Source organism: Nocardia sp. NPDC051321 (genome assembly GCF_044455225.1).
Classification (GTDB): Bacteria; Actinomycetota; Actinomycetes; order Mycobacteriales; family Mycobacteriaceae; genus Nocardia.
Genome location: NZ_JBITEM010000001.1, coordinates 330,616 through 353,820 on the forward strand (window position 1 = coordinate 330,616; position 23,205 = coordinate 353,820).

The window sequence follows — 23,205 nt, forward strand, 5'->3', positions numbered from 1 at the left end:
ATGAACCCCGGCGAGACGGGGTCGTGCGCGAGCGCCCGCGTGGCGCGGTCGCGCGACGAGCTTGTCTGCATTGCCGATCCGGCCCGGCGTACAGAGCTGCGCCGACCCCGACAAGAACTAGCACCGGAGAACCAACGTGACCATTCAGCATTCGCCTGCCACGGACAATTCCGGCACCGAGCAGTTACGCGAGCAGATCGCCGAAGTACTAACTCGTGCCAGACAACGCACCCTCACCCTCACCGACTGCATCGACGAGGCCGAGCTGGTCGCGCAGCATTCGCGGCTGATGAGCCCGTTGGTGTGGGATCTCGCACACATCGGCAATCAAGAAGAACTATGGCTGGTCCGTGATGTCGGCGGCCGCGAGGCGGTGCGCGCCGACATCGATGAGCTGTACGACGCGTTCAAGCACGCCCGCTCCAACCGCCCCGCCCTGCCACTGCTCGACCCGGCCCAGGCCAGGGGATACGTCGGCACCGTCCGCGACAAGGTGTGGGATGTGCTGGGCCGCAGCGACTTACGCGGCTCGCCGCTGGTCGACGGCGGCTTCGCCTTCGGCATGATCGCCCAGCACGAACAGCAGCACGACGAGACCATGCTGGCCACCCACCAGCTGCGCACCGGCGCCCCGGTTTTGACGGCGCTCGCCGTTCCGGCCACCGCGGCACCCGTCACCGGCGAGGTCGTCGTTCCCGCGGGCGAATTCACCATGGGCACCTCCACCGAACCGTGGGCGCTGGACAACGAGCGCCCCGCGCACCGAGTTCGGTTGCCCGGCTTCGCGATCGACGCCGCGCCGGTAACCAACGAGCAGTACCTCGCCTTCCTCGACGATCGAGGTTACGACCGCCAAGAGCTGTGGTCCGAACGCGGTTGGGCGCACCGGAAGGAGGCGGGCCTGGTCGCGCCGCAATTCTGGGAGCGCGACTCCGCCGGGCAGTGGTGGCGTCGCGTCTTCGGCGTGCTCACCCCGCTGCGCCCGCATCAGCCGGTGGTGCACGTGTGCTGGTTCGAGGCGGAGGCGTTCGCGAACTGGGCAGGCAAGCGACTGCCCACCGAGGCCGAGTGGGAAAAGGCCGCGCGGCACGACCCGGCCACCGGTGCCGCCCGCCGATTCCCTTGGGGCGACACCGAACCCGACGCGCCGACCGCGAATCTCGGCCAGCGCCACCTGGAACCGGCCGACGTCGGCGCCTATCCGGCCGGAGCGACCCCGGCCGGTGTGCACCAGCTGATCGGCGACGTCTGGGAGTGGACCGCATCGGGTTTCGACCCTTACCCGGGCTTCCACGCCTTCCCATACAAGGAGTACTCCGAGGTCTTCTTCGGCGGCGACTATCGCGTCCTGCGCGGCGGCTCGTTCGGCACCGACCCGGTGGCTTGCCGCAGCACCTTCCGCAACTGGGATCACCCGATCCGCCGTCAGATCTTTTCCGGATTCCGGCTCGCCCGCGACCTGCGTCCGGGGGAGGGCGAATGAGCCGACCAACGGAAGGTGCGCGCTGATGTGCAGACATCTCGGTTATGTCGGTCCGCCGGTCAGTGTCGGCGAGATGCTCACGGCCGGTACGCATTCCCTGCGTACCCAAGCGTGGGCGCCGCGAGACATGCGTGGCGGCGGCACGATCAACGCCGACGGTTTCGGCGTCGCCTGGTGGCGGGTCGTCGACTCGGACGGCACTCGGAACCCGTTGGCGACCAGTGCATTTCCCGGCGAAGCCGGGGCCGGCAGCACACTGTTCGCCAGCCGATACCGCAACCCCGCCCCCATCTGGACCGACCCCGCGGTGGAAGAGGTACTGCCGCAACTTCGTTCGACCGCGGTGCTGGCCTCGATCCGGTCCGCCACCGTCGGCATGCCCGTCGAGCGGGCCGCATGCGCGCCGTTCACCAGCGCCCGCTGGGCGTTCAGCCACAACGGGTCGGTGCCCGACTGGCGCAAGGTCGTCACCGCGGCATCGTCGGACTTGGATATGGCCGCCACCCAATTCGGCGCGACCCGGCTGTTGGAGACGGTTCAGCTGCTCGACGCCGAATCGCCCACCGACGCCGCGACACTCTGGGTGTTGCTGCGGCAGTTGCTCACCGCGGTGGCTCCGGACGGTTTCGTCGATTCCCCGGGTACCGCCCTCGAGCTGCTCGTGACCGCCGTGCTGAAACACGCGCCGACCGCGCGACTCAACTTCCTGCTCGGCGACGGCGAAACCCTCTGGGCCACCACGGTGCAGCACGCCTTGTCGGCGTTGGTCACCGACACCTTCGCCGTGCTCTCCTCCGAACCCTATGACGACAACCCGAACTGGCAGTCGATCCCCGACCGCAGCCTGGTTGCCGCCCGTCCAGGCAAGCTCACCATCGATCCGCTGCCCGACAGCACGAAAGGCACCTCACGATGACCGCACCGACGCTGGAGATCCACCTGTCCGACGACGACCTCACCTCGGCATTGCGCGCGGACGCCAGGCTCGGCCTCACCGCGGACCCGAAGTGGCTGCCGCCCAAGTGGTTCTACGACGCTCGCGGCAGTGAACTGTTCGAGCAGATCACCGAGCTCCCCGAGTACTACCCGACGCGCACCGAACGCGCGCTACTGGAGCGAGTGGTCGGCGAGATCGCCCGGGTCGCGCAGGCCGAGGTGCTCGTCGAGCTCGGCGCGGGCTCGGCCGCCAAGACCAGGCTGCTGCTCTCCGCGCTCACGGCCGAGGGTCCGTTGAAGACCTATGTCCCGCAGGATGTCTCGTCCTCGGCGCTGCGGGCCGCGGCGGACGAGATCGCGGCCGAGTTCCCCGGGCTGGCCGTGCACGGTGTGGTCAGCGACTTCACCGACACCCTGCACAACCTGCCCGGCGGCGGGCGTCGAATGATCGCCTTCCTCGGCGGCACCATCGGCAACCTGGTCCCGGCCGAACGCGCCGAATTCCTCGCCAGCATCTACGAGGTGCTCGAACCGGGCGAGCAGCTGCTGCTCGGTGCCGGTCTGGTGATCGATCCGGCCGTGCTGGTTCCCGCCTACGACGACGCCGCCGGTGTCACCGCCGAGTTCAATCGGAATGTGCTGCTCGTCTTGAACTCTCGCCTGAACGCCGACTTCGCGCCGGAGAAGTTCGAGCACATCGCGCGCTGGGACGCCGAGCACGAGTGGATCGAAATGCGCTTGGCGGCAACCGAAGACATGACCGTCAACGTTCGCGACCTCGATCTCACCGTGCGGTTCGCGGCCGGTGAGCAGATGCGCACCGAGATCTCCGCCAAGTTCCGCGTCGACGGCCTGAACGCGGAGCTGTCCGCCGCCGGGTTCAGTACCGAGGAGGTGTGGACCGACCCCGACAGCCGCTTCGCGCTCGTGCTCGCGGCCCGCGATTAAGCGAGCAGCGGTGATCGGGTAGTCGCTCCGGTCACCACCGCGGCGAGCCAGTCGACCAGGGGCCGCATCGTCTCCCAGGCGGTGCGGATCTCCTTGGCGGCCCGAGGCTTGTCCAGCCACGGCGGCGCCCCGATCTCCTTGTTGCAGACCAGGGCCTTGTGCCGGAGCAGGTCGATGCGCGGATGGTCGGCGTCGTAACCCTTCGGCTTGGTCTTGAGCTGCTCGCCGCCGATCGTGTAACCCGCCTTGCGCAACTTCGCCAGAATCGCGACCAGTTCCGGGCCGCGCACATCGTGATCGATGGTGGCGCGCAGCTGCGCGATCTGCTCCGACGAACCGCCGTAGAAACCACCCGCGACGTACAACCCCGCAGCGCCGACCTGTACGTACCAGCCGGTGCTCGGCGCAACGGACACATACGCGCCCTGATGATTCTTGTACGGCGTCTTGTCCTTGGAAAAGCGCACGTCCCGATACGGCCGGAAGATCTTGGCCGCACCGAAATCCGGCTCCAGCTCGGCGGTCAGCGCGAGCATCGGCGCCTTCACCGCCGACTCGTACACATCCTTGTGCGCGGTCCAGAACATCTTCGAGTTGTCGGCCTCGAGATCCTCGTAGAAATCCAGCCCCGCCAGCGGGAAGCCGCCGAACTTGGTCATGACTGTGCCTCGCTCATACAGAGCAATCTACGTTCTCAGGTCTCCGTTGAAGATAAGGAACCCCACCAGGAAGCCGATGATCATGGTGACAGCCGACGCGATCGCGGCCCACTTGCCGAGCGACTCGCCCTTGCTGTGGCCGACGATGCCGAGCACGATGCCCGCGGGGCCGAACAGGATGGGGCAGAACAGCACCGCGATCACCGCGCAGACGAAACCGATGATCGAGAACACCTGGGTGCCGGACGACCGCTGCGGTGTGGTGTAGGGCTCGTAGGACTGTGGCGGGTAATTGCCGTAGCCGCCGGGCTGTTGGCTGTAGCCGCCGCCCTGCGGATAGTTGTACACCCCGCCCTGCGGATACTGCGGCGCGCTACCAGAATCCAGCGGTTGGCCGCTGCCTGGATAGTACGGTTGATCGCTCGCGTACTGAGGTTGTCCGCTGCCCGGGTATTGAGGGCCACTGCCGGGATACTGCGGCTGATTCGACGGATGCTGCTGCGCACCCCATTGCTGTTGATCGGTCGGCGCACCCCGCCCCTGCGGATCCGCACCCCAAGACGGCTGGTTACCGGCTGCTGCTCCAGCGGGCCCGTTACCCGGCGAAGGGTGATCGGTAGGCGGCCCGGCGGATCCGCTGCCCGATGACGGCTGGCCGCCCGTTGGTTGCGCTTGCCCGCCCAACGGTCCGGCGGGCGCGTCTGTCGGCTGCCACCACTCGCCCGCCGAAGGTGCCGGCGCCGCATACGGCTCACTCGAAGGTTCTGCCGCACCAACATCTTTCGACAACGAAGGGACGGCACTCGCGTCCGCGGACTGCGCGGAGTCGCCCGAGGTCGGCGCGGCTGCGGCGTCCGCCGCGGGATCCGCCGACCCGGACTCGCTCGGCGCCTCGCCCGCTGGCTCCGGTGTACCGCCGGTGGGGTTCGGATTCTGCGGCGTGCTCATCGCGCCTCCTCGTGTCGTCCGGTCGGCACCGCTGCGTACCTCCGACGCGACCGTCCGCGCGCGGCGGACGGTCTGCGTCCGGCTTGTCCGTTATGCGTACCACGGCGGTAGAGCTGTCATAGCCGATTGCGCTAGGTGGCGCGGCTCGGCTTCGACCGGGCGTCAGAGATCGGTGTCGTCCACGATGTCCATGGCCACCACCTCGGCGGGCCGCTCGTCGTCCTGCGCCTTCTCGGCGCGCTGTTCGCGCGGAGTGGGCTCCTGCGCCAGCTCATCCGCGATGCCGAGCCTGCCGTCATCGTCGTTCTCGTGATAGCGAATGCGCAGGTCATCCGGCGGATCCTCGATATTGCGCTCGTACGCGCGGATCTCGTCGGCCTGGTCGTCGTCCCCCATGTCTGTGTCCAGCGATTCACGGTCCATACCCCCAGTATCCCCGCGGATCGCGATCACTAACGGACCCAGCGAAAGAGAAAGCCGCCAAGACAGTAGTCATGGCGGCTTTCATACATACGCCCTGATCTCGTGAGCACATGGGTAACTCACCGGGTACGGGCGAACCCACCTACAACGTCACCGCCAGCCGCCAACGCGACCGTAATCGCACCTGAGTCTGGCCTGAATACTCGGAGAGGCGGTCAAGCAAGCTCAAGCGTTGCCGTTGAAAAGGCCGGTGACGGAGCCGTTTTCGAACACCTCGCGGATGGTGCGGGCCAGCAGCGGCGCGATGGAAAGCACCGTCAGCTGCGCGAACTTCTTCTCTTCGGTGATCGGGAGCGTGTTGGTGACCACAACTTCCTTGGCGCCGCAGGCGGCGAGCCGCTCGGCGGCCGGGTCGCTCAGCACGCCGTGCGTGGCGGCGATGACCACGTCACCGGCGCCGGCATCCTTGAGCACCTTGACCGCGCCCGCGATGGTGCCACCGGTGTCGATCATGTCGTCGATCAGGATGCAGGTGCGGCCCTCGACATCGCCGACCACGCGGTTCGCCTTGATCTGGTTGGGCACCAGCGGGTCGCGGGTCTTGTGGATGAACGCCAGCGGCGAGCCGCCGAGCGAGTCGGCCCACTTCTCGGCGACGCGCACACGGCCCGAGTCGGGGGAGACCACGGTGATGTGGTCGAGGGTGTAGTTGGTGCGGATGTACTCGGCGAGCTGCAGCTGCGCGTGCATGTGATCGACCGGGCCGTCGAAGAAGCCCTGGATCTGATCGGTGTGCAGGTCGACGGTGATGATGCGGTCCGCGCCCGCGGTCTTCAGCAGGTCGGCGACCAGGCGAGCCGAGATCGGTTCGCGGCCGCGGTGCTTCTTGTCCTGGCGGGCGTAGGGGTAGAACGGCAGCACGGCGGTGATCCGCTTGGCCGAACCGCGCTTGAGCGCGTCGATCATGATGAGCTGTTCCATCAGCCACTGGTTCAGCGGCGCGGGGAAGCTCTGCAGCACGAACGCGTCGGAGCCGCGGACCGACTCTTCGAACCGGACGAAGATCTCGCCATTGGCGAAGTCGCGCGCGGTCTGCGGGGTGACGTGGACGTCGAGTTCCTTGGCGACCTGTTCGGCCAGCTCAGGATGAGCGCGTCCCGAGAAGAGCATCAGGTTCTTCTGGTTATCGATCCATGACGCGGTCACTACTGTTTGCCATCCTTTTGCTCGATTGCCCGACCGGAGTCCTCTTTGGCGGCGTTGGCTTCTGCCGCCGCGCGCGCCGCGGCCGTTCCAGGACGGTGACGTTGCACCCAGCCCTCGATATTCTTCTGCGGCCCGCCGGAAACCGCGAGTGCCCCGGGCGGAACGCTTCTGCGCAGTACAGTACCCGCCGCCGTATACGCGCCGTCACCCACCGTTACCGGTGCGACAAACATCGTGTCGCTCCCCGTTCGCACATGCGAGCCGACAGTGGTGTGATGCTTGGTCACTCCGTCGTAGTTCACGAAAACACTGGAAGCGCCGATGTTGCTGTGCTCGCCGATGGTGGCGTCGCCCACGTAGGTCAGATGCGGCACCTTGGAGTGCGCGCCGATCGAGGCGTTCTTGGTTTCCACGAAGGCGCCGAGCTTGCCGGAATTGCCGACCACGGTGCCCGGTCGTAGATAGCTGAACGGGCCGATGGTCGCGCCGGGGCCGATCATCGCGCCTTCGCCGTGCGTCCGGATGACGCGGGCGCCGTCGCCGACGACCACATCGGTCAGCGTGCTGTCCGGCCCGATCTCGGCGTCCTCGCCGATCATGGTGTCGCCGAGCAGCTGAACGCCGGGGCGCAGCACCGCGTCCCTGCTGATCCGCACGCTCGCGTCCACCCAGGTGGAGGCCGGATCGATGATCGTCACACCGGCCCGCATGTGCCGTTCCAGGATGTAGCGGTTGAGCCTGCTGGTCGCGTTGGCCAGCTGGACCCGGTCGTTCACGCCGGTGACCTTGGCCGCGTCGACCAGGCGGGCGCCGTGCACCGGATGCCCGGCCTCGCGGGCCAGCCGCAGCACGTCGGTCAGGTACAGCTCGTGCTGGGCGTTGGCGGTGGACAGTCGGCTGATCATGGTGCGCAGCACATTCACGTCGAACGCGTACACACCCGAGTTGACCTCGGTGATCGCGGACTGCGCCGGGGTAGCGTCGGCGTGCTCGACGATCTCGAATACCCGGCCGTCGGCGTCGCGGACGATGCGGCCGTAGCCGTTCGGGTCGTCGGGCACGAAGGTCAGCACCGTCACGGCGGACCGTTCGGCGTACGAGCGGTGCTCGTCGAGCAGCGCGGACAGCGTGTGCCCGTCGAGCAGCGGCACGTCGGCGGAGGTGACGAGCAGGTCGCCGGTGAAGCCGACGGGCAGCGCGGCCAGTGCGCACTGCACGGCGTGACCGGTGCCGAGCTGTTCTTCCTGGACTGCCGAGGTGATCTCACGGCCGAGGTCGGTGGCCACCGCGTCGACTGCGGCGCCGACCTGTTCGCGGTCGTGTCCGACCACGGTGATCAGATATGCGGGGTCGATCTCGTTCGCCGCATGCAGCGCGTGCGCGAGCATGCTTCGACCGGCCAGCGAATGCAGCACTTTGGGGGTCTTCGACCGCATTCGCGTCCCGGCACCGGCTGCGAGAACGACGACGGCGGTCTGCTGTGGCATGGATCTCCCTCGGCTGCCTGTCATCGTGCTGCTGGGCTCTGCTCATCCTGCTCGGGCCTGCTGTGCTGGGCGCAGATGTGCGGGCCAACGATAGGTCATCGTGCTGCCGAGCTCCGCCGCCAGGACTCGAACCTGAACTATCTGAACCAAAATCAGAGGTGCTGCCATTACACCACGGCGGATTGCCACATCGGCGGATCGGGAACTCCCGCCGCTGTGCCACGGCACGGGAAAGATCCTCGCATACACCCACGCCTCTCCGCGATTCTTGCCGGTAGTTGGAGCGTCGAGAGCGCCGGGGCCGGAGTTGATCGAAGGCACGCCCGGGGTTGACGGGGCGATCTTGCGAGCTGTCTGGAACAGTTAAGGCACTGGACGGTCGTGTGGTGAAGGGAGGCGGGAGCGATGTCGGCTAGTGAACCGCCCAAAGTGCCGCGTCCACGGATGACCGGTACCCAGCGGCGACAGCAGCTCATCGAGATCGGTCGCGCGCTGTTCGCCGAGCGCGGTTACGACGCCACCTCGATCGAGGAGATCGCGCAGCGGGCCCAAGTCTCCAAACCTGTGGTGTACGAACACTTCGGCGGTAAAGAGGGGTTGTACGCGGTCGTCGTCGATCGCGAGATGTCGATGCTGCTCGACATGATCGTGTCGTCGCTGACCCAGAACAGGTCGCGGATCCGGCTCGAACAGGTCGCGCTCGCGCTGCTGACCTACATCGAGGAACGCACCGACGGGTTCCGCATCCTGGTGCGCGATCAGCCGGCGGGCAATGCCGAGGGCCGCTATTCCAGCCTGCTCAACGAGGCCGTGAACCAGGTCGCCCACATCCTCGCCGGGGATTTCGAGCGCCGCGGTTTCGACACCAGCCTGGCCACCCTCTATGCCCAGGCGTTGGTCGGGCAGGTCGCCACCGCCGCCACCTGGTGGCTGGACGAACGCAAACCGTCGAAAGAGGTTGTCGCCGTGCATTTGGTGAATCTGTGCTGGAACGGGCTGAGCCATCTGGAGGCCGACCCACATCTCAGCTCGGAGTGGCGCGCCGGTATCGAGGAGTGACTCGGGTTGTTAACCAGCGAATTGCGAAGCGGGTCCAGTCGAATGCTCGAATTGACTGCCGAGGGCCCGCCTGGTGGTACGGTTCACCCATCCTTTGGGTGCTGTTCGGGCGGTAAGTCGGTCTACTTCGTGATGTCGGTCTACTTCAGGATGGCTGGTTTTTAGGATGACAGGCGGATCTGATGGCTAGGCAAGCGCGCGCGGAGATCACCCGCGACTCCGTTCTTGCGGGCGCTGCCGATGTCTTTCTGCGCTTGGGTTACGCGAACGCGAGTCTGAGCGAGATCATCGCGCAGTCCAATGTGACCAAGGGCGCCTTGTACTTTCACTTCGGCTCGAAGGAAGAGCTGGCGCGCGCGGTCGTCGACCAGGGCAACGAGCGGCTGGTCAGCTCGTGTCAGGGTTTCTTCGATCCCCGAGTGCCCGCGCTCGAGGCGTGCATCGGCATCACCTATGTCGTTGCCGACCTATCCATGAACGATCCGATGGTCGGCGCGATGCTCAAGCTGACCCATCAGATCGGTGATTACCGCGGCGCGCAGGGCGACAACATCGCCAAGACGTGGGGCGACACCTACCGCGTGCTCTCCGAAAGGGCTATCGCCCAGGGCGATTTGCAGCCCGAGCTCGACGCCGAGGTGATCGGCATGCTGCTGCAGGAGATGACCGCGGGCGTGCACATCGTCGCCGTCGGCACCGAGTCGATCGATCAGATGGCGACCCGGATGGAACGCGTCTGGTACTTCCTGCTCCCGTCGATCGTCCCCGGTGAGAAGCTCGCCTACTTCCGCGAATTCGCGGCGAGACGCTTGCGTCGCTACGTGCCCTAGCAGCCCAAGCCCGATGTGTCGGCGGCACTGACTAGACTCGGCTCGCTGCTCGAAATACCCGGCTTGAGCTCAGGAGTTGTGATGCCGACCCATCGTCCACCGCTTGCGGGACTCGCGGCGGTCGCCGGTGCCGATGCCGCGCTGCGGACCGTCGCCGAGCTGGTCGGTAAGTCCCCGGTCGAGCTGGTCGGGCCGTCCGGCGTGCGGGCCTTCGTGGCCGCGACGATCGTGGCGACACGGCCGCTGGTCGTGGTGACCGCGACCGGGCGCGAGGCGGACGATCTGACGGTCGAGCTCGAAGAGATGCTCGGCCCCGCGGTCGCCCAGTTCCCGTCCTGGGAGACCCTGCCGCACGAGCGGCTGTCACCGGGCGCCGACACCGTCGGGCGCAGGCTCGAGGTGCTGCGCAGGCTGGCCCATCCCGAAGATCCCGCCTTCCCCGAACCGCTGCGCGTGGTGGTCACCACCGTGCGGTCGCTCATGCAGCCGATGCCGGGCAGCCTCGGCGACATCGAGCCGATCGTGCTGCGCGTCGGCGCCGAGCTCGACTTCGACGAATTGCTCACGCGCCTGGTCGAATTCGCCTACAGCCGGGTCGACATGGTCGGCAAGCGCGGCGAGTTCGCGGTGCGTGGCGGCATTCTCGACCTATTCCCGCCGACCGCCGATCATCCGGTGCGCGTGGAGTTCTGGGGTGACGAGGTCACCGAGCTGCGCCCGTTCGCCGTCGCCGATCAGCGCTCGCTCAGCGAGGTGTCGGTGGATGTCGTTGTCGCGCCGCCCTGTCGCGAACTGCTGCTCACCGCGGCGGTGCGCGAGCGGGCCGCCGAGGTCGCCGTCGACTACGCGGCCGACGCGGCCCTGGTGGAGATGCTGGAGAAGCTGGCCAATGGCGTCCCGGTGGACGGCATGGAGGCGCTGCTTCCGGTGCTGAAGCCCGGCGAACTGCGGCTGCTCACCGAGGTGCTGCCCGAGGGCACCCATCTGCTGCTGTGTGATCCGGAGAAGATCCGCACCCGCGCCGCCGATCTGGTGCGCACCGGCGAGGAGTTCCTGGAGGCGTCCTGGACCGCTGCCTCGTTCGGTGCCGACGCGCCGCTCGGCGCACACGGTCTGGATCTGGCCGCGTCCGGTTATCAGGCGCTGACCGACGTGCACGCGAGCGCGGACGAGCGCGACCTGCCCTGGTGGACGCTGAGCCCACTCACCGCGGGCGTCCCCGCCGAGGTGGTACTTCCGGTGCTGGCCGGGCCCACCGCCCGCGGCTCCGACGAACTCGTGGCGACCATCTTCGCCTCGCTGCGCGCGCACGTGGCCACCGGCGGCCGCGCCGTGGTCGTCGTCGCCGGACACGGTACGGCGCAACGCATTCTGGAACGACTCGCCGACGCCGACGTGCCCGCCGCGACGCTCGAACCCGGCGCCGAACCGAGCAACGGGGTCGTCGGCGTGCTGTGCGGCTCGCTGCACGACGGCCTGATCTTCGACGACGCGGGCCTTGTCGTTGTCGCCGAATCCGACCTCACCGGCAACCGGATGACCGCGCCGGGCGACGGCAAGCGGCTGCCTGCCAAGCGCCGCAACCAGGTCGACCCGCTCGCGTTGAACGCGGGCGACATGGTGGTGCACGACCAGCACGGCATCGGGCGATTCGTCGAGATGATCGAGCGCACCATCGGCGGCGCGCGTCGCGAATACCTGGTCATCGAATACGCGCCGGGCAAGCGCGGCCAGCCGGGCGACCGGCTGTTCGTGCCGATGGAGTCGCTGGATCAACTGTCCCGCTACGTCGGCGGCGAACTACCGAGCCTGTCCAAGCTCGGCGGGTCCGACTGGGCGAACACGAAACGTAAGGCGCGCAAGGCCGTTCGGGAGATCGCCGGCGAGCTGGTGCAGCTGTACGCCGCCCGCCAGGCGGCGCCGGGGCACGCGTTCGGCCCCGACACCCCGTGGCAGCAGGAGATGGAGGACGCGTTCGCGTTCACCGAGACCGTCGACCAGATGACCGCCATCGCCGAGGTCAAGTCCGACATGGAGAAGCCCGTCCCGATGGACCGGGTGGTGTGTGGCGACGTCGGCTACGGCAAGACCGAGATCGCCGTGCGGGCCGCGTTCAAGGCGGTGCAGGACGGTAAGCAGGTCGTCGTGCTGGTGCCGACAACCCTGCTCGCGCAACAACATCTGCAGACCTTCACCGAACGCGTCGCCGGCTTCCCGATCAACGTGAAGGGGCTGTCCCGGTTCACCGATCCGGCCGACGCCCGCGCCGTCATGGAAGGGATGGCCGACGGCACCGTCGACATCGTCGTCGGCACCCACCGGCTGCTGCAGACCGGTGTGCGCTGGAAGGACCTCGGCCTCGTCGTGGTCGACGAGGAGCAGCGCTTCGGCGTGGAACACAAGGAGCACATCAAGGCGCTGCGCACCCACGTCGACGTGCTGACCATGTCCGCAACGCCGATTCCGCGCACCCTGGAGATGAGCCTGGCTGGTATCCGCGAAATGTCGACCATCCTCACCCCACCGGAGGAGCGGCACCCGGTGCTCACCTACGTCGGCGCCTACAACGACAAGCAGGTCACCGCCGCCATCCGACGCGAGCTGCTGCGCGACGGCCAGGTCTTCTACGTGCACAACCGGGTTTCTTCGATCGACAAGGCCGCCAAGCGGATTCGCGATCTGGTGCCCGAGGCCAGGGTGGCTGTCGCGCACGGTCAGATGAACGAGGATGCCCTCGAGTCCACCGTCGAGGGTTTCTGGGAGCGCGAATTCGACGTGCTCGTCTGCACCACCATCATCGAAACCGGCCTCGACATCTCCAACGCGAACACCCTGCTCGTGGAACGCGCCGACGCACTCGGCCTTTCGCAGCTGCACCAGTTGCGTGGCCGGGTCGGCCGCAGCCGGGAACGCGGCTACGCCTACTTCCTGTACCCGCCGGAGAAGCCGCTCACCGAAACCGCCTACGACCGCCTCGCCACCATCGCGCAGAACTCCGACCTCGGCGCGGGCATGGCCGTCGCGATGAAGGACCTCGAGATCCGTGGCGCGGGCAACGTGCTCGGCGCCGAGCAGTCCGGCCACGTCGCGGGTGTCGGCTTCGATCTTTACGTCCGGCTGGTCGGCGAGGCCGTCGAGGCCTACCGCGCCGCCGCCGACGGCAGGCCCATCACCACCGAAGAGCCGAAGGAAATGCGCATCGACCTCCCCGTCGACGCACACATCCCGCCCGACTACATCGGCAGCGATCGGCTGCGCCTCGAGGGATACCGCAAACTCGCTTCCGCGCAGGACGATTCGGCCCTGGCCTCCGTCGTCGAGGAACTCGTCGACCGCTACGGCCCGCTGCCGGTCGAGGTCGGCCGCCTGGTCTCCGTCGCGAAGCTGCGCCTGCTGGCCCGCGAATACGAGGTCACCGAAATCGCGGTCACCGGAACCACACTCAAGATCTCCCCGCTGCACCTGCCCGACTCGAAACAGATGCGCCTCAAACGCATCTACCCCGCGGCCAGCTATCGCGCCGCCAGCGGCGTGATCTCGCTGCCGCTGCCGCGCGTCGAGGACAGCGTCGGTGCTGAACGAGTCCGCGACGTGGTGCTTTTGCAATTCGTCGCCGACCTCCTGCTCGCCTTGGACGGAAAAGCCCAGGGCGCAGTCGATCTCACCACCGCGACCGAGGTTTCGGCCGCCCGATGAGCGAGCGAACAGGCGCCCCGGCACGTGCGAGCGTCAGCGAGGCGCAGGCATGAGTGCCGATCGCGACGAGGCAGTTCTGCGTGCCGCCCGCCACGCCGCAGCCAGCCAGTCGAACGGGATTCCGTCCGATACCGCGGTGGTGGCAGCCGGTTTGACCAACGCCGTCGAAGTCATGGACCGCCTCTGGAATTTCGGCGGCTGGGAAGTAACCCAAACCCACGACTCGCTGCGCCCCTACCTGCTCGAGGAAACCTATGAACTCCTCGACGCCATCCAGCACAACGACGCGGACACCATCAAAGAAGAACTGGGCGACCTCCTGCTCCAGGTCCTCTTCCACTCCCGAATCGCCCAAGCGGCAGGCGAATTCACCGTCGATGACGTAGCCGCCGCCCTGGTAGCCAAACTCGTCAACCGCAGCCCCTACCTCCGCGACACCCAATTCGCCGCCGACACCACCCTCGAGGAAAAGATCGCGGCGCAGGAAAGTGCCTGGGAAGAACGCAAATCCGCCGAAAAGTCCCGCCGCTCCTGCCTGGACGGAATCGCCATGGCCCAACCCGCCCTTGCCCTCGCCGAAAAGATCCGCGACCGCAGCAGCAAAGCGGGCCTGCCCGAAGACCTGATCCCCACCGACCTACAGGTCGTCCACCTCGGTGGCAACGACAGCGCCGAAGAACGCCTCCGCAAAGCCACCCTCAGCTTCGCCGCCGCCATCCGCGCCACCGAGGACGCCGCCGAATCCGATCGCGGGGAACGACTTCCGCTCTCCAGCGACGACTGGCACAAGTACTGGGTTCACTGAGGCGAGACGGGCGGCGTATGCACGATCTCGGTGAGTGTGCCGGGTTCGGCTTTGTCGACATAGAGGACGCCGTTGAGATGGTCCGTCTCGTGCTGCACGATGCGGGCAGGCCACCCGCTGAACTCCGCGAGCCGGGATGTTCCGCCGAGATCGGTGAAGCGCAGCGTGACATCGGCGTGGCGGCGGACCACCGCGTGGTATCCGGTGACGCTCAGGCAGCCCTCGGGGAAGTCAGCGGTTCGCAGTGAAGAGGGCGTGTACGTCGGATTGGCGATTACCAGGAATTCCTGCGGATAGCGCTCGCGGGTCGTAGCGATCTCGTCGCTGACCGCAGCCGAGTCCTCGATCACCGCCAACTGCACAGGCAGACCGATCTGCGGAGCGGCCAACCCGACGCCGGGAGCCGCATGCATCGTCCGCCGCATCAGCTCGACAAGCGCCGACAGATCCTTCTCGTCCAGCTGCCCCTCATACCGTTGCGCGACAGTTCGCAGCCCCGGATCATCAACCTGGACTATGGGCGCGACACCATCACCAACCCGTTCCAACAACTCCCTGACCCGACGCCGCAAACCACCCGCATCGTGACCTTCAACCGGCGTCGCCATTGCCCACTCCCACCTCGAACTCGCTACGACCGTCGACAATGCCACAGCCGTGGCAATGCCGCCGGATGACCAGCAGTCTGAGCTCAGGGCAGGTTGGCTTTGGCCAGAATCGATTTCAGGAGTGGTAGCTGCGCATCGCAACTGGCATGCGACCGGTCCTCTGAATCTATTGTGGTCTTTCCACTGTCCGGATCAATCAGGATGTCCATGTTGGCGTCGCGGAACACGATCCACAGGCTGCACCTACCGCCCTTCTCCTCGGAGACCTTGGCCTTCCGCCCATCAATGTCGAGTTCACGAACCGGTGTGGCCCATGCTGGAGGTGGCGTCGAGTTGACGACGTCGCGGTCCGGGAAGTCGTAGATGGAAATCGACAAAACCGGCAGGACATCGCTGTTCCACTTGCATCTGACCCCGTCTTGGTCGTCGGCGCGTTTCGGTGTCGGGGGTTCAGGGTGATTCGGTCTGCTGTAGTCGATCTTGGAGACCTGCTCGGGCTCGACCAGGGCACAGGCGTCGATACTCCGCCAGTCCTTCTCGGTTGCCTTATCGCTTCCACATCCGGTGACCAGGGTGCCTACAGCAACGGCCGCAACCAACGCACTGTATTTGTGCACCAACAACTCCTTCATTCGAGCCAGCTTTCCGGGGCTTGGTCTTCATCGTCAAAGTCGTCGTAAAGGTGCCGATTGCGGTCGAAAGTCGGCTGCGGTCTGTCCCAGGAAGGTGCGCCGGGTGGGGCGAGACGACCGGTTGCGAAGGCGAACGGGATCTTCTCCTCGATCAGGTTGACAATCTCCGGTGGCTGTCGTCGGAGCCCTTCCATGATCTCGTGCCAAGTGCATTCGCCACGTGAGATCGCGGCTGCGGCCGCGGACAGTTCGGGGACGCGCTCGGCATACGCGCCATCGCGTTCAGACGCGCCTCGTCCACACCCGCAAACGGCTCGATCGGCTCGTCTGACGAGGTTCAGGGCGTTGCCAACCGATACTGATATCCGCTGGACCGTATTCGAGAATCAACCTGCTCGGGCGATTTCCCATGTTTGCAGCTCGGAGGCGGGGGAAGGTGTGCCATCCCACGGATGAGTTTGAAATTCGCGATCGACTATTTCCAACGACTTATCGGCCGTGACCGCACGTGTGCCTGCGTCGGTGACGTATAGCACAGCTGTACGTCTACCCAGTTCAGTCTTTTTCAGTGTATGCGCGATGTCAGTCGCGACTGAACGAAGCGAATCAGGATCTCTTGTGTCGGGCACACAGAGGTCGACGTAGACAACCTTCTTTCCCGGCGCACTGATCGCGTCATCGGCTTTTACGCTGAACAGTTGGATACGGGGCGGCAGCTGGAGCGCAGTTGCGAATGCCGCTGGGTCGGGCTGATCGATAGACCGCGTCGGATAGCACTCAGCGAGGATCGACTGTGTGGTGGATGGGGCCGCCGCCGTGGTATTGCCGCCAGGATCTTTTGACGAGCTGCAACTCGTCGCTACCGCGGGGGCGACAATAATTGCTAGAATGGCGCCAATTTTGATGTAGGTCACCCTGCCAATTTCCAATCTCCTGAGGATTCGAATTGAGTCGAGACAGAATTCGGCCAATGATCTTTCCGTTCTGCTGAGGGAATCCATTCGGGTGACTAGAGATATTCTTCAACTCGCTACGAACGTCGACAATGCCACAGCCGTGGCAATGCCGCCGGATGGCCAGAAGCCTGAGCTCAGGGCAGGTTGGCTTTGGCCAGAATCGATTTCAGGAGTGGTAGCTGGGCATCGCAACTGGCATGCGATTTGTCGTCTAGATCCACTGTGCGCTTGTCTGTGGCCGGAGCAATCACGACGTTCATGTTTGCGTCGCGGAACACCATCCGCACACTGCATCTGCCACCCCGCTCCTCTGAGACCGTGGCCTTCCGTCCATCAATGTCGAGCTCACGAACCACAGCCCACGCCGGAATTGGCGTTGAGTTGACGACATCGCGATCCGGGAGGCTGAAAATGTAAATCGATAGAACCGGCGGGATTTCGCCCCACGTACACCTGACTCCGTTCTGTTCGCTGGAGCGTTCCGGTTTGTTGGGTTCAGGGTTACTCGGTCCGCTGTAGTCGATCTGGGAGATCTGGCCAGGCTCCACCAGGGCGCAGGGATCGATGCTCCGCCAGTCCTTTTCGGTCGCCGTATCGCTTCCGCATCCGGCGACCAGGGTGCCTACGGCAACGGCCGCAACCAACGCAGTGTATTTGTGCACCAACGACTCCTTCGTCATTCGAGCCAGCTGTCCGGGGCTTGGTCTTCATCGTCAAAGTCGTCGTATGGGTGCCTATTACTGTCGAAAGTCGGCTGCGGTCTATCCCAGGAAGGTGCGCCGGGTGGGGCGAGCCGACCGGTTGCGAAGGCGAACGGGATCTTCTCGTCGATCAGGTTGACAATCTCTGGTGGCTGTCGTCGGAGCCCTTCCACGATCTCGCGCCAAGTGCATTCGCCGCGTGAGATCGCGGCTGCGGCTGCGGCCAGTTCGGGGGACGCGCTCGGCATACGCGCCATCGCGTTCAGACGCGCCTCGTCGACACCCGCGAACGGCTCGATCGGTTCGTCTGCTAGTCGCCTCAATCGTGCCGCCTGCGTTGCGACGTCCGCCATCGCATTCTGGAAACGCCGGACTGCTGCCTCTGCCCCGGGCGGTATATCGCCCCTGTCTATTTTCATTAGTCCGCCCACGCTTCCGCACCGGTCGCTGCAGCGTATTTATCCTTCGGCGCTCTGGTTATCGCCGTGATATCTCCGGCGCTTATAATGTCCTGGCCCAGGCCAGCAAGCTTGTCCGCCTTGTCGACCTTCTCTTTGACTTTGTCGACACGTTGGTTGATCTCCTTTTCCGCAGCTGCCTCCGGATTCTCCAGCACCTCGAGTACGGCTTTAGCGGAACGAATCATCTCTTGGATCTTATCGATCATTGCTGTGACTTCTTCGTAAATATGAAAGATAGCCATGCCGAGGTTATAAGCCTTCGTGGCGCCCCTGACTGCTGCGGCCATCCAGCCGACGCCTGGAATCGCTGCCGTGATTGCAGAGTCTCGAATGAACTTGAGAGCCTGGTCGACAATTTCTTCTTTGAATTTCTTGTTCACATAGTTCAGTAGATCTACAATGGCCGCCATTGCTTTGTCCACCATCGCACTGAGCACGGCTTCCGATATCCGGCCGATGGGGCCCTCCCAGGCCATCGCTTTAGCGAGTCGACCGCCGAAATCTTGATATGAGTCCGCAGCCTTACCCTGCCAGGTGTGGGCTAGATCGGAATTTCTCGCAGTGAGACTCGCGGCGACTGTTTCCGATGCTGCGCCAGCTTTCTTGAAGCACTCGCCTGCCCGTTCCAGCTCCGCCCAGTTTCCAACCAGTGGCCCCACTACCTGTTCCAGCGGGCTCCATCCCTTTTCGCCGGCAAAATCCACTACATGCTTACTAACCCACGCGGTAACTTCTCGGACGGCTTGGTCGATTTCGGTGAGGATGCCCTTGCTTTGATCGATCGCGGCGCGAATGTCGGTTGTGCGTGGAGCCGGTACTTCGGTGTCCGGGTGGTCGCCGGGGGAGAATGGGGTAGCGTCTGTCATCGGGTCGACGTGTAACCCATTGTATCCGCCATAGTTTTCAATCTTTGAATGCGACTCGGCGAGTTTGTCTGCGGCAGCGTGGTCCTGAGCGGTGTATCGCCATGCCGCACGCTTGAGCTCATATGAGATGTAGTCGAGCCCAGTGATTCGACTGTTGAGTCGCGATTCCATCGCCGCCGAAAATTCCGAGACAGCCTTATCGATGCCGACAACCGAGATCAATCCGGGCACATCGAACCCGCCATCGCCTTTGTAGGAGAAGCTCTGGGGAGCCCTTGCCAACATCGCCGCTTCCCGCTCGGACAGTCCCAGAATGTTGGTTACATTTCCAACGCCGAACAAGTCCTTCGGTTCTACTTTGAACATGAATGAAGACCGGTCCCCTCAATTATGATTCTATTTTAAATAGTCGGTGGTTCATGGTTGTTGTTTCTGATTCGATGTCAGTGATTCTCTACCCCCCATAATGGACATTCAGGCTTTACCTTGATGGATCCAGTAACTTGCCGACTTGCGAAACCTGTGTGATCATCCGCCGTATCCTTCGCTCGGGCGCAGGGATGCGATGATCCGATCGGTGACTGTCGGATCGAGGGTGCCGGGCAGGCCTTGGTGCAATTCGATCATCAGGATCATGACCTCGGCTGTGGCGTAACCGGGGGTGGCGACGATGTCGAAGAGCGCGGTCGGTGGCCCGCACTTTCTTTCCTTCGGCACGTCGGTCACGATCGCGGTGTATCGCACGGCGGGGCGGCCAGCTACCGTGATTTGCGTCGGCCCCACGTACTGGACCTTGGGCTTGAACCGTTCACCGCTCGATGCGAAGATCCGCTCGGCGAGATGTACATGGTCGCGAGCAGCGGTGTCGAGGTCGACTCCGTTGCGTCCGGTGGCACCGGCTACCGCGAGACCTTCGAATTTATCCTCGGGGCAGTAGCCTGCACCGAACCTGGCGGCCGTGCTGTATCGACTGATCTCTCCACGATCGCTTTCCCAGCCGGTAACTACGCTGTATTCGTTCGCCCAATCTGGCGGAATCTCATAGGTGAGCCCGTATTTGGTGGCGATAGGCTGGTCCGCTCCCGGCGGCACGTCGATCTTGGGGGGCGGCAATTCGATCAGAGAGAGACCGGGTGGCGCCGTCGGCCTCGGTACCCTCGATCCGGCGGTCGACCGGGCGGTTGAGGTAAGCGGCGATTGCGGCGCGTCCGAGTCCTGGCCACAGCCAGCTGACAATGTGAGTGCTGACAGGGATGCGACGACCACGGTGAGCGAAAGAATGTGCTGTATAACGGACTTCGAGCAGCGATTACCAGGCATCGTCTTCGTCCTCCCTGAGCCGTTGCACAGCCTTATCGATCCAGGCGGAGAACTGGGCCGCTAGGTCTTGGGGGGCGGTGGGGCGGATCTTGATCTGGTCGATTTTGCGGACTTCGGTGTAGCGGCCGTCGTCGGTGATGTCGTACCACTGCAAGGTTTCCCAGGGTTCGGTACGGTCGAGGATTGAGCCGGTGTAGAGGGCGGCGCTGCCGCCGCCGTCGGAGGGGCGGCCGAGGAGGCGGCGATAGCGTTCGCGGGGGGTGGATCTGGTGTCTTCGGTGTAGTGGCCGTCGCGGGGTGGTTTGGTGTCGTCCGCGTGGAAGGTGGCTGGGGGCTGGGTGCCGGGGTTGGCGGGTAAGAGCCAATTGATGATTCGGGTGGGGAGGTGTTCGTGGCGGCACATGCGCAGGCGGATCGGGCCGTCGGTATCGTCGATGACGGATTGGGAGAGAACGACGGCGTGCTGGGGATTGCGGGCGGCGAGAAGGCGGTACTGGCGGACCGCGGCGTTCTTTGTTCGTGTTGTGCCGCCGAGGATTTCGATGCGGATGTCCGAGGTTGTCAGGGTGTGGATGGCGAGACGGATCTGTTCCATTTCGTCGAAGGAGTAGCTGTTGCAGACCTTTTGGCGATGCGCGTCGAAATCTTCGAGGTAGCGGAAGCGGCTGAGGTAGTGCAGTGGGCGTGGGAAGCGGTCGTTGGCGTCGCTGTACCAGAGGGCGGCGAAATCGTCTGGTTCCCAAGTCCATTCAGCCATGTGTGATCCATTCAGTAATGCGGGTAGCGCAGTAGCTTTGTTCTCGTCCGGTGCAGTCGATCGACTATCGATCGGTGCCGGGTGGATCCTCTGCGGGCTTTACCTGGGCCGCGGCATACCTCGCGCCGAGCACGCCGCCCGGAATTGTCGGAGGCGTTTCACCGAGGAGTTCGAGGGTGTTCTCGTCGGTCTTGAGATAGTCGGGCGACTGGTGTTCGGAGTCGTCTTCGCCTTTTCCACGGCCGCCACCGGGGGACATCATGCCGGGGGAGCCTGCCGCGCCGCGAGCTGCGGTGGCGCCGGCGGGGACCGTTGGCCTGCCGGTCGCACCCGGGCTGCCAGCGGTGCCGGGAATGCTTCGGCCCGGACTTGCTGGTTGCTTCGTAGGACTGCCGGTGCTCCCGGGACTGCCAGGACTTCGCGGGGTGAGACCCGTCGGAACGCCCGGGGTTGTCGGGTGCGTGGTGGTCGGCGATGTCGGCGTGGTGGAGCTGGGAGATTTCGGTGCGGTCGTGTCGGCGGCGGTGGTGCTCGCCGCGGTTGTCTGCTGTTTCGACGGGTCGGTCGTGCTCTGGTTCTGAGTGGGCTGATTGGAGGTGGACTTGTCCTCCGTGGGGTTTCCGGACTCGTCCTTCTTCTGGTCGTCAGGAGTTTGGCCTGGCTGGTTGGGCTGGCCCGTGTTGTTCTTCGGATCGACCGGGTTGTTGATGGTGCCGGAGGGGTGGGTTTCGGGGACGACGGGAGGGACGTCGGATTGCTGGACGAGATCGACCGGGCGTGGCAATACCGGCAGCGACTTATCGGCCTGGGCTAACCCATCGACGTAGTAGGTGCGCATGATGGTTCGGGCTTCTTCCTCTGCATCATCCCGCTTATTTTCAAAGCGGGAGCGGAAGAATGGCCAAGCGTTGTGGTCGTACCAACGCGGGTTGTCTTTGCGTTCGGGTATCCCCGTTTTGACGTCAACGGCAGCCTGGGCGGTGTCAGTGATGATCTTGCTGACCGAGCTGAACGTGCTGGTGAGCTGGTCGGCTTTCGTCGTGTAGTTGATGATCGCCTTTTTCGAAGCCTCTGCGGCTTGACCTTCCCACGACTCGGCGATGGACGACATCATGCGCTGGCGGAACGTGTCCAACCCCTGCGTCCACTTTTGCTGCGCCTGTAGGTATTTGGTGGCGGCGTCGTTGGCAGTGGTGGTTTCGACCGGTGCGAAGGCATCGCGGATCTCCGTGTGCCGGAAGCCCTCTGGGTTTTCGGTGCGAGGGGGAATCTGGGGCGGCTCGGTCCCGGTCATTTGTTGTCTCCAGGGATCGGGCCGGTGACGCCGGGTTGGCCGTTGCGGTCGGGTAGTTGGTCTAGCCGGGCGATCTCCGCCTTGAATCGGGCTGCGAATTCGGTGTCTTGCGCGATATACCGGTCGCGGATGGCGGCGTGTAGCTGGCGGATGTCCTCGACGGCGCGCCAATGCTCCTCGAGCACTGTCTTGAAATCGTCGCCGCCTGGGTGATCACTGGCCTTCGCACGGAAACGGTTGGCCATCGTGGGTGCCGACGTCAGCGTGGAGCCGGGATGATCGCCGAAACCCCAGGTACCGATTCGGCCGATGTCCCTCATGCTCTGCTGGATTTTTCGGATCGTCTCTTGGAAGTCCGTGCACTCACGATCGAGCTTGGCGAAACCTTCTGGGTCCATGCGTACCGCCAGCCGACCGTCTTTGGCTTCGGTGATAAGACTTGCGAGCGGGCTCGGCGCCGGTTGATCGGCCATCGTTTTCCTCCCCTTGAATTGGTTCAGCCGATCGTCACGCGTTCGCTGGAATACTCGGTGCGACCTTGTCCGCGAGCGTCCGGGCCAGTTGGCAAGCATCTATATTGCCGGTGGCGGGATTCGACTTCGGATTATCCAGAGAGAAGTCGAGGCTTCCGCCCTTCATCTCCACGTTGACTACGCATGCTTCGTCGTCGCTGGCCTGGTGGGTAGATATGGCTCGGCGACTGCCAGCGGTGAACTCGTTCGTATCCCTGAAGTTTTTGGCTCGCACCATGTCGAGGGTGAGGTTGGATGCCGTGATGGCTACTGCATAACCGCCCCCGCCGCGGACAACCCAACCGCAACCTCTCCACATAACCCCTCCCGGCGCGTCCGTGTCAGCGCGCCCGGTGGCCTTGAGATTCTCAGAGGCCAGCACATCAGCTGGTATTCCGGTGCACGGATCGAACCCGTGCGGCACGTCCGCAGCCAAGGATGGCGCGGTGGCGCTGGTCGCTTTGCCTGAAGTCGACGTGCTCGGCGGGCCGTCCTTGCCGTCCTGGCATCCCGCCAGAGCGAGCGTCACACCCAAAGCAAGGGTTATCGCGCGCAGCTTATTTCCCTTGCTCAACATCGGCGTCCCCTTCGCGGCCAGCTGACGACATGAGTATGAGG

23 protein-coding genes and 1 tRNA gene are annotated in these 23,205 nt (G+C 64.9%); 7 read left to right on the plus strand and 17 right to left on the minus strand.

Going from position 1 to position 23,205, the window contains the following annotated elements; translation table 11 throughout:
• Window positions 1-136 precede the first annotated feature (136 nt).
• Genes egtB through egtD form a run of 3 tightly spaced genes read left to right on the plus strand, consistent with a single transcriptional unit; the run spans window position 137 to window position 3,367 of the window.
• Window positions 137-1,483 (plus strand): ergothioneine biosynthesis protein EgtB, encoded by a 1,347-nt coding sequence (gene egtB, locus ACIA8C_RS01475; RefSeq protein ID WP_397130284.1) that lies wholly within the window; start codon window positions 137-139, stop codon window positions 1,481-1,483.
• A 25-nt stretch (window positions 1,484-1,508) separates the two neighbouring features.
• Window positions 1,509-2,399, plus strand: coding sequence for a class II glutamine amidotransferase (locus ACIA8C_RS01480; RefSeq protein WP_397130285.1), 891 nt, complete (start codon window positions 1,509-1,511; stop codon window positions 2,397-2,399).
• Window positions 2,396-3,367 (plus strand): L-histidine N(alpha)-methyltransferase, encoded by a 972-nt coding sequence (gene egtD, locus ACIA8C_RS01485; protein WP_397130286.1) that lies wholly within the window; start codon window positions 2,396-2,398, stop codon window positions 3,365-3,367. The genes ACIA8C_RS01480 and egtD overlap by 4 nt, the downstream gene beginning before the upstream one ends.
• Here egtD and ACIA8C_RS01490 read toward each other — a convergent pair.
• The 6 genes from ACIA8C_RS01490 to ACIA8C_RS01515 form a co-directional block, all read right to left on the minus strand.
• Window positions 3,364-4,026, minus strand: coding sequence for a DUF2461 domain-containing protein (locus ACIA8C_RS01490; protein ID WP_397130287.1), 663 nt, complete (start codon window positions 4,024-4,026; stop codon window positions 3,364-3,366). The two genes, egtD and ACIA8C_RS01490, sit on opposite strands and share 4 nt — an antisense overlap.
• Window positions 4,027-4,053: 27 nt before the next feature.
• The gene (locus ACIA8C_RS01495; protein ID WP_397130288.1) at window positions 4,054-4,974 is read right to left on the minus strand and encodes a hypothetical protein; all 921 of its coding nucleotides are present in this window, start codon (window positions 4,972-4,974) and stop codon (window positions 4,054-4,056) included.
• Window positions 4,975-5,136: 162 nt separating this feature from the next.
• A complete protein-coding gene (locus tag ACIA8C_RS01500) occupies window positions 5,137-5,397 on the minus strand; it encodes a hypothetical protein (protein WP_397130289.1) in 261 nt (86 codons plus the stop codon).
• Window positions 5,398-5,622: 225 nt separating this feature from the next.
• Window positions 5,623-6,603 carry a ribose-phosphate diphosphokinase gene (locus tag ACIA8C_RS01505; protein ID WP_357381568.1) on the minus strand — a complete coding sequence of 327 codons (981 nt, stop codon included), beginning with the start codon at window positions 6,601-6,603 and terminating at the stop codon, window positions 5,623-5,625.
• The gene (gene glmU / locus ACIA8C_RS01510) at window positions 6,603-8,090 is read right to left on the minus strand and encodes a bifunctional UDP-N-acetylglucosamine diphosphorylase/glucosamine-1-phosphate N-acetyltransferase GlmU (RefSeq protein ID WP_397130290.1); all 1,488 of its coding nucleotides are present in this window, start codon (window positions 8,088-8,090) and stop codon (window positions 6,603-6,605) included. The genes ACIA8C_RS01505 and glmU overlap by 1 nt, the downstream gene beginning before the upstream one ends.
• Before the next feature lie 111 nt (window positions 8,091-8,201).
• A tRNA-Gln gene (locus ACIA8C_RS01515) sits at window positions 8,202-8,272 on the minus strand.
• A gap of 262 nt (window positions 8,273-8,534) precedes the next feature.
• Between ACIA8C_RS01515 and ACIA8C_RS01520 the strand changes: the two genes are divergently transcribed.
• The 4 genes from ACIA8C_RS01520 to ACIA8C_RS01535 all read left to right on the plus strand — a co-directional run bounded on the left by ACIA8C_RS01520 (window position 8,535) and on the right by ACIA8C_RS01535 (window position 14,480).
• A complete protein-coding gene (locus ACIA8C_RS01520; protein ID WP_396994391.1) occupies window positions 8,535-9,149 on the plus strand; it encodes a TetR/AcrR family transcriptional regulator in 615 nt (204 codons plus the stop codon).
• 182 nt (window positions 9,150-9,331) lie between these two features.
• Window positions 9,332-9,979, plus strand: coding sequence for a TetR family transcriptional regulator (locus ACIA8C_RS01525; protein ID WP_397130291.1), 648 nt, complete (start codon window positions 9,332-9,334; stop codon window positions 9,977-9,979).
• Window positions 9,980-10,060: 81 nt separating this feature from the next.
• Entirely contained in the window at window positions 10,061-13,675 is a 3,615-nt protein-coding gene (mfd, locus tag ACIA8C_RS01530; RefSeq protein ID WP_397130292.1) for a transcription-repair coupling factor, read from the plus strand.
• A 172-nt stretch (window positions 13,676-13,847) separates the two neighbouring features.
• Window positions 13,848-14,480, plus strand: coding sequence for a MazG family protein (locus ACIA8C_RS01535; RefSeq protein ID WP_397130734.1), 633 nt, complete (start codon window positions 13,848-13,850; stop codon window positions 14,478-14,480).
• Here the strand turns inward: ACIA8C_RS01535 and ACIA8C_RS01540 are convergent.
• From ACIA8C_RS01540 to ACIA8C_RS01590, 11 genes are all read right to left on the minus strand, one after another.
• Entirely contained in the window at window positions 14,474-15,088 is a 615-nt protein-coding gene (locus ACIA8C_RS01540) for a peptide deformylase (RefSeq protein WP_397130293.1), read from the minus strand. The two genes, ACIA8C_RS01535 and ACIA8C_RS01540, sit on opposite strands and share 7 nt — an antisense overlap.
• Before the next feature lie 83 nt (window positions 15,089-15,171).
• Window positions 15,172-15,720, minus strand: a complete 549-nt coding sequence (locus tag ACIA8C_RS01545) for a hypothetical protein (protein WP_397130294.1) — start codon at window positions 15,718-15,720, stop codon at window positions 15,172-15,174.
• 386 nt (window positions 15,721-16,106) lie between these two features.
• Window positions 16,107-16,634, minus strand: coding sequence for a hypothetical protein (locus ACIA8C_RS01550; RefSeq protein ID WP_397130295.1), 528 nt, complete (start codon window positions 16,632-16,634; stop codon window positions 16,107-16,109).
• A gap of 176 nt (window positions 16,635-16,810) precedes the next feature.
• The gene (locus ACIA8C_RS01555; protein WP_397130296.1) at window positions 16,811-17,338 is read right to left on the minus strand and encodes a hypothetical protein; all 528 of its coding nucleotides are present in this window, start codon (window positions 17,336-17,338) and stop codon (window positions 16,811-16,813) included.
• 14 nt (window positions 17,339-17,352) lie between these two features.
• Complete coding sequence (locus tag ACIA8C_RS01560; protein WP_397130297.1) at window positions 17,353-17,730, minus strand: hypothetical protein; 378 nt, start codon at window positions 17,728-17,730, stop codon at window positions 17,353-17,355.
• Window positions 17,731-17,795: 65 nt separating this feature from the next.
• Window positions 17,796-19,070: a hypothetical protein gene (locus ACIA8C_RS01565; RefSeq protein ID WP_397130298.1), complete on the minus strand. Its 1,275-nt coding sequence runs from the start codon at window positions 19,068-19,070 to the stop codon at window positions 17,796-17,798.
• 162 nt (window positions 19,071-19,232) lie between these two features.
• The gene (locus ACIA8C_RS01570; RefSeq protein ID WP_397130299.1) at window positions 19,233-19,817 is read right to left on the minus strand and encodes a hypothetical protein; all 585 of its coding nucleotides are present in this window, start codon (window positions 19,815-19,817) and stop codon (window positions 19,233-19,235) included.
• Between the two features lie 196 nt (window positions 19,818-20,013).
• Window positions 20,014-20,781 (minus strand): ESX secretion-associated protein EspG, encoded by a 768-nt coding sequence (locus tag ACIA8C_RS01575; RefSeq protein WP_397130300.1) that lies wholly within the window; start codon window positions 20,779-20,781, stop codon window positions 20,014-20,016.
• A 64-nt stretch (window positions 20,782-20,845) separates the two neighbouring features.
• Entirely contained in the window at window positions 20,846-22,075 is a 1,230-nt protein-coding gene (locus ACIA8C_RS01580; RefSeq protein WP_397130301.1) for a hypothetical protein, read from the minus strand.
• A complete protein-coding gene (locus tag ACIA8C_RS01585; protein ID WP_397130302.1) occupies window positions 22,072-22,548 on the minus strand; it encodes a hypothetical protein in 477 nt (158 codons plus the stop codon). The genes ACIA8C_RS01580 and ACIA8C_RS01585 overlap by 4 nt, the downstream gene beginning before the upstream one ends.
• Window positions 22,549-22,582: 34 nt before the next feature.
• Entirely contained in the window at window positions 22,583-23,164 is a 582-nt protein-coding gene (locus ACIA8C_RS01590; protein ID WP_397130303.1) for a DUF3558 domain-containing protein, read from the minus strand.
• Between the last annotated feature and the right edge of the window lie 41 nt (window positions 23,165-23,205).